This is a genomic window from Streptomyces sp. NPDC006510 (assembly GCF_040611955.1).
Taxonomy (GTDB): domain Bacteria; phylum Actinomycetota; class Actinomycetes; order Streptomycetales; family Streptomycetaceae; genus Streptomyces.
Genome location: NZ_JBEXPH010000100.1, coordinates 19226 through 31113, shown reverse-complemented (window position 1 = coordinate 31113; position 11888 = coordinate 19226). Strand labels below are relative to the sequence as shown.

9 protein-coding genes, 3 tRNA genes and 1 pseudogene are annotated in these 11888 nt (G+C 72.1%); 5 read left to right on the top strand and 8 right to left on the bottom strand.

Translation table 11 applies throughout. The features are described 5' to 3' along the window. The 5 genes and pseudogenes from ABZY11_RS26680 to ABZY11_RS26660 form a co-directional block, all read left to right on the top strand. A pseudogene (locus ABZY11_RS26680) lies at positions 1-727 on the top strand (DNA polymerase III subunit gamma and tau); the annotation flags it as partial. A 137-nt stretch (positions 728-864) separates the two neighbouring features. Beyond that, entirely contained in the window at positions 865-2115 is a 1251-nt protein-coding gene (gene purD, locus ABZY11_RS26675; RefSeq protein WP_356481558.1) for a phosphoribosylamine--glycine ligase, read from the top strand. A 283-nt stretch (positions 2116-2398) separates the two neighbouring features. Beyond that, complete coding sequence (locus tag ABZY11_RS26670) at positions 2399-4213, top strand: hypothetical protein (RefSeq protein WP_356481557.1); 1815 nt, start codon at positions 2399-2401, stop codon at positions 4211-4213. 242 nt (positions 4214-4455) lie between these two features. After that, on the top strand, positions 4456-5919 hold the full coding sequence (locus ABZY11_RS26665) for a N,N-dimethylformamidase beta subunit family domain-containing protein (protein ID WP_356481556.1): 1464 nt from the start codon (positions 4456-4458) through the stop codon (positions 5917-5919). A 136-nt stretch (positions 5920-6055) separates the two neighbouring features. Continuing rightward, complete coding sequence (locus ABZY11_RS26660) at positions 6056-6970, top strand: phosphoribosylaminoimidazolesuccinocarboxamide synthase (RefSeq protein ID WP_356481555.1); 915 nt, start codon at positions 6056-6058, stop codon at positions 6968-6970. A gap of 62 nt (positions 6971-7032) precedes the next feature. Here the strand turns inward: ABZY11_RS26660 and ABZY11_RS26655 are convergent. The 8 genes from ABZY11_RS26655 to ABZY11_RS26620 all read right to left on the bottom strand — a co-directional run bounded on the left by ABZY11_RS26655 (position 7033) and on the right by ABZY11_RS26620 (position 11877). After that, positions 7033-7105 (bottom strand) — tRNA-Gly (locus ABZY11_RS26655). Positions 7106-7127: 22 nt separating this feature from the next. After that, on the bottom strand, positions 7128-7739 hold the full coding sequence (locus ABZY11_RS26650) for a response regulator transcription factor (protein WP_072488568.1): 612 nt from the start codon (positions 7737-7739) through the stop codon (positions 7128-7130). Continuing rightward, positions 7736-9061, bottom strand: coding sequence for a histidine kinase (locus tag ABZY11_RS26645; protein ID WP_356481559.1), 1326 nt, complete (start codon positions 9059-9061; stop codon positions 7736-7738). Before ABZY11_RS26645 ends, ABZY11_RS26650 begins: the two co-directional genes overlap by 4 nt. A gap of 19 nt (positions 9062-9080) precedes the next feature. Next, positions 9081-9911, bottom strand: coding sequence for an ABC transporter permease (locus ABZY11_RS26640; RefSeq protein ID WP_356481554.1), 831 nt, complete (start codon positions 9909-9911; stop codon positions 9081-9083). Then, positions 9908-10924 (bottom strand): ABC transporter ATP-binding protein, encoded by a 1017-nt coding sequence (locus ABZY11_RS26635; protein WP_356481553.1) that lies wholly within the window; start codon positions 10922-10924, stop codon positions 9908-9910. Before ABZY11_RS26635 ends, ABZY11_RS26640 begins: the two co-directional genes overlap by 4 nt. Before the next feature lie 210 nt (positions 10925-11134). Next, a tRNA-Gly gene (locus tag ABZY11_RS26630) sits at positions 11135-11207 on the bottom strand. Positions 11208-11305: 98 nt separating this feature from the next. Beyond that, a tRNA-Gly gene (locus ABZY11_RS26625) sits at positions 11306-11377 on the bottom strand. A gap of 164 nt (positions 11378-11541) precedes the next feature. Further along, positions 11542-11877 carry an Lsr2 family protein gene (locus ABZY11_RS26620; protein WP_356481552.1) on the bottom strand — a complete coding sequence of 112 codons (336 nt, stop codon included), beginning with the start codon at positions 11875-11877 and terminating at the stop codon, positions 11542-11544. Between the last annotated feature and the right edge of the window lie 11 nt (positions 11878-11888).

Genomic DNA, 11888 nt, shown 5'->3' with positions numbered 1-11888 from the left:
CCCCGGCGGCTGGCCGACCGCCTCCGCACCGGGCCAGTCGCCCGTTCCGCAGGCCGCTCCGGCCGCCGCGCCGGTCCAGGCCGCGCCCGCGACACCGGCGCCCGCCGCCGAGCCGAGCCCGGGCATGACCCAGGGCGCCGGTCAGGTGCGGAACATGTGGCCGGACATCCTGGAGGCGGTCAAGAACCGCCGTCGGTTCACCTGGATCCTGCTCAGCCAGAACGCCCAGGTCACCGGCTTCGACGGCACCACCCTGCAGATCGGCTTCCTCAACGCGGGCGCGCGCGACAACTTTGCGAGCAGCGGCAGTGAGGACGTACTGAAGCAGGCTCTCGCCGAGCGGTTCAACGCGCAGTGGAAGATCGAGGCCATCGTCGACCCCACGGGCGGCGCCGGCGCACCTCCGCAGGCCGGCGGGGGCCGCCCCGCCTCCGCGCCCCCCGCGCAGCAGCACCAGCCCCCCGCGCCCCAGCAGAGTTACGAACCCCGGCCGGCCGCCCCGCCGCACCAGCAGCAGCCGGGTCCCCAGCAGCAGCCGGGCGCGGCACCCGCCGCGGAGCCCGCATCGCAGCCGTACTCCGCACCCGAGCCCCCGCGAGCCGTCGCTCCCGAGGACGACACCCCCGAGGCCGACGACCCGGACCTCGTCGACTCGGCGCTCTCCGGGCACGACCTGATCGTCCGCGAGCTGGGCGCCACGGTCGTCGAGGAGTTCACCAACGAATAGCGCGGTGCGCTCCGGGGCGCCCGGGACGCACCCCGAAGCCCCGGGGCGGCTCCCGGGGCGCCCGCCGCAGCTCCCCGCGGTGTCCACGGAGCGGCGTTCGTCAAGGGCGCCGCGCCCCGGCGGCTAGGCTGCACCCCGTGAAGGTCCTCGTCATCGGCGGCGGCGCCCGCGAACACGCCCTGTGCCGCTCTCTGTCCCTCGACCCCGACGTCACCGCTCTGTACTGCGCTCCCGGCAACGCCGGTATCGCGGAGGTGGCCGAACTGCACCCGGTCGACGCCCTCGACGGCGACGCCGTCGCGCGCCTCGCCACCGACCTGGGCGCCGAGCTGGTGGTCGTCGGCCCGGAGGCGCCGCTCGTCGCCGGGGTCGCCGACGCCGTGCGCGCCGCGGGCATCCCCTGTTTCGGCCCCTCCGGCGAGGCGGCCCAGCTGGAGGGCTCCAAGGCGTTCGCCAAGGACGTGATGGCCGGGGCCGGCGTCCCGACCGCCCGTAGCTACGTCTGCACCACCCCGGCCGAGATCGACGCCGCCCTCGACGCCTTCGGCGCCCCGTACGTCGTCAAGGACGACGGCCTCGCCGCGGGCAAGGGCGTCGTCGTCACCGAGGACGTCGAGGCGGCCCGCGCCCACGCCCTGGCCTGCGACCGTGTGGTCATCGAGGAATTCCTCGACGGCCCCGAGGTGAGCCTCTTCGCGATCACCGACGGCACCACCGTGCTGCCGCTCCAGCCCGCCCAGGACTTCAAGCGCGCCCTGGACGACGACGAGGGCCCGAACACCGGCGGCATGGGCGCGTACTCCCCGCTCCCGTGGGCCGACCCCAAGCTGGTCGACGAGGTCATGCAGTCGGTGCTCCAGCCGACCGTCGACGAACTCCGCCGTCGCGGCACCCCGTTCTCCGGGCTGCTGTACGCGGGCCTCGCGATCACCTCGCGCGGCGTCCGGGTGATCGAGTTCAACGCCCGCTTCGGCGACCCCGAGACCCAGGTGGTCCTGGCCCGTCTGAAGACCCCGCTGGCCGGTGTCCTGCTCGGCTCCGCCAACGGCACGCTCGACGAGCTGCCCCCGCTCAAGTGGCGTGACGACGCCGCCGTGACCGTGGTCATCGCCTCGCACAACTACCCCGGTACGCCGCGCACGGGTGACCCGATCGAGGGGCTCGACGACGTGGCGGCGCAGGATGCCCCGCATGCGTACGTCCTGCACGCGGGCACCAGGCGGGAGGGCGACACGATCGTCAGCGCGGGCGGCCGGGTGCTGTCCGTGACCGCGACCGGCAAGGATCTCGCGGACGCCCGGGAGCGCGCCTACACGGCGGCGGCCCGGATCCGGCTCGACGGTTCGCAGCTCCGTACGGACATTGCCCGGAAGGCCGCGGAGGGCTGAGACGGGTCGCGGAGGGCGAGACCGGCCTCCGCATCCCGCTGACCTGCCCCGACATGCCCCGACGCGCCGCTGCCTCAAGGACGGCGGCGCGTCAGCACCTTTGCCCAAAGCCATTCCATCGAGTGACGGCTGAGCCATCCGGATGACGCCCGCCGAGGCCCCAACTAGGGTGCGGCGCAAGCATTCCGGCACTTGGCCCACTGGCATTGCGATGTCAGTGACGGGTGCCACAGTGGGGGAGTGAACAACACCACCGCGGGGGCAGAGGGGGTGACGTCCGGTCGTGTCCGGTACTGGTGCAAGTGAGGAGCTGGGTGCGCTGAGTGCGCGTGCCCGAGCTCACGCCCTGCTGCGCATCCGCGGCAGAGCGACAGCTGTGGCGATCCTGCCGGCTGCGGCGGCCGTCGTGCTGCTCGTGGCGGGCGCCCAGGGCCTCGCCGTGGGCAGCGGCTGGGACACGGCGCGCTGGGCCGTGACGGCCTGCGCGGTCGTCGTGCTCCTGCTCGCCGCGGCGGTCGCGGTAGCGATCGTACGGGCGAGGCCGGCGGTCAGTCCGACCATCCCGCTCCCGGAGCAGGCCGCCCCCGATCTCTACCGCCTGGTCAGGGACCTCGCCGACCGGCTCGGGGTTCCCGCCCCCTCGGCGATAGCCCTGACGCCCGACTGCGACAGCTGGCTGGAGGACCGCACACACCCCTCGGCGCAGCCCGCGGCGGACACCGGCCCGGACCGGGCCACGCATTTCGCGGGCCGGTCCCGCCGTCGGTCCCAGGCGGCTCCGGTGCTGGTCATCGGATCGCCGTTCCTGTGGTGGATGCGGGTCGCGGAGCTACGGGCGGTGCTCGCTCCGGTCGTCGCGGGCACGGGCCCGTCCGCGCATCCCGATATAGCGGCGGCCCGTCGTTTCGTACGGGGGCTCGACGGCGCGGTTGCCGACGCCGCCGCGCCCGTTCCGGGGCCGCTGGCCGGGGTGCGCAGAGTGCCCCGTGCCTTCGTCGGCCGGATCGCCCGGCTGCTGCTGCGCAGCTGCCGCAGCCACGCCGCCGAGATGGAGCGGAGCGTCGCCGCCGCCGCGTCGGTCCGTGCACAGGGTGTGGATTACGGTCTGCGGATCGTCGCCCAGGAGCAGGTCGGCCTCGCCTACGCGGGCTGGGACCGGCTGCTCACCCGGGTCGCCCTGCCCGCCTGGCGGATGGGCCGCTGGCCGTCCCGGCTGGACGCGGGCGTCGTATCCGCCCTCACCGAGCTGTCCCGGCGCGACCGGCTCGCCGACGGATTCGCCTCGCGGCTCGGCGAGCGCCCCGCCTGCGACCTCCTGGAGGAGCCGGGCGCGGCCGACGAGGCGGCGTCGCTGCTGGCGGCCCGGCTGTTCCACGGCGGCCCGGCCCGTACGGGTCCGGACTGGTCGCCGGTCGACTGGCAGCAGTACCCGGAAGAGGTCGTCGACCGGAAGTGGCGTACCGAGGCCGCACGCCTGCACCGCGTCCTCGACTCGATGGCCGCCACACCCGCCCCGGGCACCACGCCCGCCCGGACCGGGACAAGCTCCGGCCCCGACGGCCCCGACGGCCCCCACAGCTCCCACGGCCCCTCCCGTCCCGTCTGCTCCATCGACGCGGGGGTGCCCACGCTGGCCCGTGTCGTCGAGCATCTGGCGGGCCGGGCCGGGGGCGGCGAGGAGCTCGCCGCCGGGATCAGCGCCGCGGTCGCCCGCGACGAAGCGGCGGCCCAGCAGCACCGGGCCGGTGGCGCATCGGGCCCGGCGGGCGCCCCGGCCGACGCGAGCGCGCGCGAGGACGCCCTGGACCTCTGGGGCCCAGACCCCCTCCCGCTCTTCCCGCTCCAGCCGCCCCGCACGGGTACCGAACTCCTCGCCGACCACGTCGCGGCGATGGTCTGCTGCGCGGCGGTGGACACGGCGGGCGCGGCGCCCGGCCTCGACTGGCTCGACGGTCCCGCGCTGCTGATCGACGGCGAGCGCCGGGCGGACCTGGGCAGTCCCGTCCTCAGCCTGGTCGAGGACGGGGACGCGGAGCCGCTGCGTTCCTGGCTCGACTCGATCGGCGTACGCACCGACAAACCCGTCCGCCTCGTCTGAACCACCAGCCCCGACCGTCACACCCCAACACCCGGAACGGTGCGTTCCGTTCACGTCAATTCGCGACGAACGGTGACGGAGTGCATGCGTTATGTGATGATGCTGGGGATCGACGCTGCCAGTCGGAGCATCACCGTTGGCGCACTGATGGCGCATGACCACCGGCGATCGGCCAACGACCGTCGGCCAACGACCATCGGCCATCGCCTGTTGTCCCGGGGGACTTGAGGGAGAGAAACGGTATGGGGGCGGAGCAGATTCGACGATGGGAGTCGGGCGCCCTCGCGCACGCCGTCTCCGACCCCTTCGGCCAGGGCCCCCTGCCCTGGCTGCGCGGCAGTGAGAACTACTTCGACGACACCGGGCAGGTCGTCCCCTGGTACGCCGACCCCACCCTGACCCGCGGCTCCACCGACGGCGGCACGCGCACGGCCGACGACGTCCACCGCCAGATCAAGGGCTTCATCTCCACGGGCGCCGCGGCCCCCGGCGAGGCGATCGACTTCCACATCACCGTGGACCCGCCCCAGCAGTTCTCCGTGGACATCTACCGCATCGGCCACTACGGGGGCGACGGCGCCGCCCAGATCACCACGAGCCCCCGGCTCTCCGGCATCGTCCAGCCCGCGCCGCTCACCGCCGACCGCACGGTCTCCTGCCACCACTGGTGGCAGTCCTGGCGGCTGCAGATCCCCAGCTACTGGTCGATCGGGGCGTATGTCGCCGTGCTCACCACGGTGGACGGCTACCGCTCCCACATCCCGTTCACGGTCCGCGACGACCACCCGGCCGATCTGCTGCTGGTCCTGCCGGACATCACCTGGCAGGCGTACAACCTCTATCCGGAGGACGGCCGCACGGGCGCCAGTCTCTACCACGCCTGGGACGAGCAGGGCCGTCTCCTCGGCGAGGAGGACGCCGCGGTCACCGTCTCCTTCGACCGCCCCTACGCGGGTGCCGGCCTGCCGCTCCACGTCGGACATGCCTACGATTTCATCCGCTGGGCCGAGCGGTACGGCTACGACATCGCGTACGCCGACACCCGTGATCTGCACGCCGGCCGCGTCGATCCGGCCCGCTACCGGGGCATGGTCTTCCCCGGCCACGACGAGTACTGGTCGGTGCCCATGCGCCGCACCGTCGAACGCGCCCGCGACGGCGGCACCTCGCTGGTCTTCCTCTCCGCCAACACCATGTACTGGCAGGTCAGCCTCTCCCCGTCGCCGTCCGGCGTCCCGGACCGCCTGCTCACCTGCCGCAAGCGGCGCGGCCCCGGGAAACCCGCCCTCTGGCGCGAGATCGACCGCCCCGAGCAGCAGCTTCTCGGGATCCAGTACGCGGGCCGGGTCCCCGATCCGCACCCCCTGGTCGTGCGGAACGCCCAGCACTGGCTCTGGGAGGCGACCGGCGCGGGCGAGGGCGACGAGCTCGACGGCCTGGTCGCGGGCGAGGCCGACCGCTACTTCCCGCGCACCGCACTCCCCGAACACGAGAGCCGCATCCTGCTCGCCCACTCCCCGTATCTGGACAGCGAGGGCGCCAAGCGTCACCAGGAGACATCCGTGTACCGGGCCCCGTCCGGGGCGATCGTCTTCGCCTCGGGCACCTTCGCCTGGTCTCCGGCACTGGACCGTCCGGGCCATGTGGACCCCCGCGTCCAGCGGGCCACCGCCAATCTCCTCGACCGCATCTGCAAGCGCGACTGAACCGCGCCTGTGCCACCGCGCCCGAACGGCGCCCGGGGCCACGGAAGTCGGCGCCACGGACGCCCCCGCTCCATCCCGCCGCACCCCGATACGGGAGAATCGGAACGACTCCTGGATCAACCTACGCGGAGGCAGCGTGTCCGGATTTGTAGAAAAGCCCGAGCCAGTGCAGGTCCCGGGGCTCACCCACCTGCACACGGGCAAGGTGCGCGACCTGTACCGGAACGAGGCGGGCGACCTCGTCATGGTCGCCAGCGACCGCATGTCCGCGTACGACTGGGTCCTGCCGACCGAGATCCCGGACAAGGGCCGGGTGCTCACCCGGCTCTCGCTGTGGTGGTTCGACCAGCTCGCCGACCTCGTACCGAACCACGTGCTGTCCACGGAACTTCCCGCCGGAGCCCCCGCGGACTGGGCCGGCCGCACCCTGATCTGCAAGTCGCTGCGGATGGTCCCGGTCGAGTGCGTCGCCCGCGGCTACCTCACCGGCTCCGGCCTCGTCGAGTACAACGAGTCCCGTACGGTCTGCGGTCTCGCGCTGCCCGAGGGGCTTGTCGACGGCTCCGAGCTCCCGACGCCGATCTTCACCCCCGCCACCAAGGCGGCCGTCGGTGACCACGACGAGAACGTGAGCTTCGAGGAGGTTGCCCGCCAGGTCGGTGCGGAGACCGCCGAGCAGCTGCGCCGCAGCACGCTGGACGTCTACGGCAGGGCACGTGACATCGCGCGCGAGCGCGGCATCATCCTCGCCGACACGAAGTTCGAGTTCGGTTTCGCTCCCACGGCCGACGGCGGCGAGGAGCTGATCATCGCGGACGAGGTGCTGACCCCGGACTCCTCGCGCTTCTGGCCCGCGGCCACCTGGGAGCCTGGCAGGGCCCAGCCCAGCTACGACAAGCAGTTCGTACGCGACTGGCTGACCTCGCCGGCCTCCGGCTGGGACCGCAAGAGCGAGCAGCCGCCGCCGGCACTGCCCCAGGAGATCGTGGACGCGACCCGGGCGAAGTACCTGGAGGCGTACGAACTCCTCACCGGCACGCCCTGGCAGTAGGGCCGCCCGGCGGAACACGAAGAAGCCCCCGGCCGGAAGGCCGGGGGCTTCTTGCTGAACCGAGCGGACGACCAGGTTCGAACTGGCGACCTCAACCTTGGCAAGGTTGCGCTCTACCAACTGAGCTACGTCCGCAAGCGCCGAAGCGCGAGAACCACTATACCCATCCGCGCTGCCGTGCGAGACGCACCGCGGCGTGGCGGTTCTCCGCCCCGAGCTTCGAAGCGGCCGCGGAGAGGTAATTCCGTACGGTTCCCTGCGACAGCGACGCACGCTCCGCGATCTCCGCCACGGGCGCCCCGTCCGCCGCCAGCTCCAGCACCTCGGTCTCCCGCGCGGTCAGCGGCGAGTCCCCGGCGGAGATCGCGTCGGCCGCCAACTCCGGGTCCACGTAACGGTTTCCGGCATGCACGGTACGGATGATCCCGGCCAGCTGCCGGGCGCTGACGGTCTTCGGCACGAAGGCCCGCACGCCCGCCGCGAGTGCCCGCTTGAGGTGTCCGGGCAGGCCGTGACTGGTCACGATCATCGTCCGGCAGCCGGGCAGTTCGGCCCGCAGCGATGTGGCGACACTCACACCGTCGGCGCCCGGCATCTCCAGATCGAGGACCGCCACATCGGGCCGGTGGGCCCGCGCCATGGCCAGCGCCTCCGGGCCCGTCGCAGCCTCCGCGACCACCACGAGGTCGTCCTCCAGAGCCAGCAGCGCGGCCAGCGCACCCCGGATCAGATGCTCGTCGTCGGCCAGCAGCACCCGTACGGTCGTCATCGTCTTTCCTCCTGAAGGGCAGGCGCCTCCCGGGCGGCAGGTGGCTTCTCTTGGTGGGCCGAAGACGCCGCCGACCCGAGTGGGATCGTCGCCGTGAGCCGGAACAAGCCGTTCCTTGCCGGTCCCGCCTCCAGCGAACCGTCGAGCACGCTGAGCCGCTCCCGCAGCCCGGCCAGTCCGGAGCCATCCGATCCGGAGTCGTCGCCCGCCCCGGAACTCCCGCCCGGTCCCGCGACAGCCACCGCCGCCCCGTCGTTCTCCACCTGTAGCACGACCGCGTCCGCCGAGGACCTGAGCCGGATCGTGCAGTGGCGCGGATCGCCGTGCCGCAGCACATTGGTCGCCGCCTCCCGCACGACCCAGCCGAGCGCCGACTGCACAGGCGCGGGCAGCTCTCCGCCGACGTCCCCAGCCACCTCGCACTCGATCCCGGCCGCACTCAACACGCCGCGGGCACCGGCCAGTTCCGTACTCAGATCGGCCTCTCGGTATCCCCGTACGACATCCCGCACCTCCTGCTGCGAGGTGCGGGCTATCCGCTGCACCTCGACCATCTGGTCCACCGCCTCCGGCCTGCCGCGCTGTGCCAGCTCCACGGCCAGTTCACTCTTCAGCGCGATCACGGCGAGATTGCGGCCCAGTACGTCGTGCAGGTCCCGCCCGAACCGCAGCCGCTCCTCGGCGACCGCGAGCCGGGCCTGAAGATCCCGGGCCTCCTCGGCCTGCCACATCACGCCCAGACTCCAGGCGCTGGGCCGCACGGAGATCAGGGTGAGCAGGCAGCCGAACAGGGTCGCCGGCACCACCCCGGCCAGCGGGCCGCCCCGCAGTCCGACCGCGGCCAGGACACCGGTGTTCAGCGCGGCGACGGCGAACGACTGGATCAGGAAGGTGCGGACCGGGACCAGCAGGGACTGCGTGATCGCGAACGCCACCGGTGTGTTCAAGGTCATGAGGAGCAGCCCCGCGTGGTTCACCCCGTCCACCCCGGCCAGTGTCGCCAGCAGCGCCAGGCTCACCAGTACCAGCACCAGAGGCGGCAGCTGCCGTCGCCGAGGGAAGACGGAGACGCCGAGGTAGTGCTCGTACGACAACTGCACATTGCGGTTGCTCAGCAGGCACTGCACAAGGCTGAGGATCAGCAGGGCCACGCCCAGCGCCAGCGGGAGCGGCGCATGCCGGATGTCCGACTTGAAGGGGGCCAGCTGCCAGCTCAGGGCGAATGTCCAGGGGATCACCGAGATCGTCAGCCGTGAGTACAGGTCGATCCGCTCCAGCTTGCTGCGCTGCTGCCAGCTGCGACGCCAGCCCCGTACGAGCACCGACACGGCATGTCCCCCCTCAGCGTCGTGGATCCCAGCGGAACCAACGCTGCACAGCAAACACGGCGAACGCGGTCCAGGCCAGCCCGGTCAGAGCGGCCATGAGCAGGTCGGATCCCTCGGCCCCGCCCAACCAGCCCGTCCGCACGAGAGTCATCACCCCGGTCACCGGCAGCAGCTCGCACACGGACGCCATCGGGTCCGGCATGATCTCCAGCGGCACGAAGAGCCCCGAGCCCATCATCGAGATGAAGAACAGCGGGAGGGTGGTGAGCTGCGACGTCTGCACGGTGCGGGTCACCGCGGAGGTGGCCGCGGCCAGTGCCGTCAGCAGCACCACGCCCAGCAGCAGGCCCGCCAGGAGCAGTTCGGGCCGCTGAGGTGCGGCGAGGCCGAAGAAGGCTGTCCCTGCCACCACTGTCACCGCGGCCTGCGCCAGTGCCAGCGCGACCGACGGCAAAGCGGTCCCTATGAGGATCTCCCGGTCGGTGACCTCTCCGGTACGCAGCCGCTTCAGGACCAGGTCCTCGCGCCGCGCCACGTAGGCCGGGACCAGGTTCATGTAGACGGCCTGTATCAGCACGATGCCGATGCCGCCGGTGAGCGCCGCCGCGGCGACGGACAGGCCGGTCCCGTCGAGAACGGACTGCTTCAGCGCCGACTTCATCGCCAGGACCATGGCGGCGGGCATCAGCAGCGAGACGAATACCGCCGTCCGGTTGCGGGCGAGCAGGGCGGCTTCGGCGCGCCCGAGGGCGGTCAGCCGGCCCCGGACCGTAGTGCCGGTAGCCGTGCCGGTCGTGCCGGTCGTACCGGTCGTACCGGTCGTGCTGGTTGTCGTGGTCGTCATCGCACAGCCACCCTTCCGTTCTCCGCCGCGCTCTGCGCGATGTCGAGAAATGCCTCTTCGAGCGAGGCCGACCGGGCATCGAGGCCGAGCAGCCGGACATCCGACTCCCGCGCCCAGCTCAGCAGTTCATCCAGGGACTCCTGCAACCGGTGGGTACGTATCTCGATCCGGTGGCCCTCGGCGGCGGCCCGCAGCCCCAGCGGGAGCCGGGCCGCCGGGACCCCCTCCGGCAGCTCGAACCGGATGCGGGAGGGACGGGAGGCCGTCACCTCGGCGGTGGTGCCCGCCGTCACGATCTGCCCCCGGTGCATGATCGCCAGCCGGTCGGCGAGCGTCTCGGCCTCCTCCAGATAATGCGTGGTCAGCAGGACGGTGGTGCCGCCGTCGCGCAGCTCACGCACCAACTTCCAGGTGTCGCGCCGCCCTTCGGCGTCGAGCCCGGTGGTCGGCTCGTCCAGGAACAGCACCTCGGGCCGGCCGAGCAGGGCCAGCGCCAGATCGAGGCGGCGCCGCTCACCGCCGGAGAGCTGTTTGACCCGCACCCGCTCCCGGTGGCTGAGCCCGACCAGCTCCAGCGCCTCGCCGGTCGGGCGCGCACCGCTGGTGCAGCCCGCCCACATCCGTACGGTCTCGGTGACTGTCAGCTCGGACGGGAAGCCGCCCTCCTGGAGCATCACCCCGATCCGCGGCCGGACGGCGGCGCGCTCGCGGAACGGGTCGTGGCCGAGCACCCGCACCGTGCCGACGTCGGGCGCGGCCAGGCCCTCCAGCAGCTCGACGGTGGAGGTCTTCCCGGCGCCGTTCGTACCGAGCAGGGCGAAGAGCTCGCCGCGCGCCACCGAGAAGGAGACGCCGGCCACGGCCTCGAAGCCGCCCGCATAACGCCGCCGTACACCGCTCGCATCGATCACCGCGCCGGAAGCGGAAGCGGAGACGGACGCGGAAGCGGAGACGGATGTGGCGGATGCCACAGCCCCGCCTGTGCGGTTGCCTGGAATGTCGTCGCTGGTCATGCCTACAGATTTCCGCGGGATCGGCGCCGAGATCAGTGCGAGCTGTCATCACTGCTCATGACAAACGTCATGGGACGAGGGGATGGGACGAGGGGCACGGAGAGCGCGGAGGGCGCGGAGACCATGCGGAGCGCAGTGAGCACGCATGGGCGGGCGGGAATACGACGAAGGCCCTGGTCGATATCGACCAGGGCCTTCGCTTCGATCAAGAGCGGACGACGAGATTCGAACTCGCGACCCTCACCTTGGCAAGGTGATGCTCTACCAACTGAGCCACGTCCGCATTGCTGCCGCTCATTGTACCCCTCAAGAGGAGATCCATCGGGCGGTGCGAACATCACTCTACCCGATCCACCGGAGTGGTCGATAGGAGCGATGCAGAGCGGGTGACAGGAATTGCACACTGCGCCTTCCCCCTGGAAGGGGGATGTTCTACTACTGAACTACACCCGCACGCTGCGTGAGGTTCGGCTTTGCGTCCTTGCCCCTCGGCGTGCTCCAGACTTTAGCCGACCTGCGGGGGTGTAGCGCAAGTCGGTGCCCGCAGGGTGTCGCCGGAGAGGGTTCCGGCAGCTCTCGGCGGGCGGCGCGAACGGGGCCGGACCCCGGCCGGCCGCTCAACTCGCTTCGCGGAACGCCTCGTAGACCTTCTTGGGGATCCGGCCGCGGGCCGGCACCTCCATGCGGTGCGAGCGGGCCCAGGCGCGCACGGCCGCCGGGTCGGGGGCGAGCGACGTGTGCCGGTACGACGCGGGGGTCTTGCCGTGCCTACTGGCATTTGTCTGCTTTCGGCCCGCCGCCATGTACGGCGCGAGGACCTTGCGCAGTTTCTTTGCATTGGAGGGATTGAGGTCGATCTCGTACGACTTCCCGTCCAGGGCGAAGGTGACCGTTTCCGCTGCTGCTCCCCCGTCGATGTCGTCGGAGAGCGTGACCACTACGCGCTGAGCCACGGATATCGGTC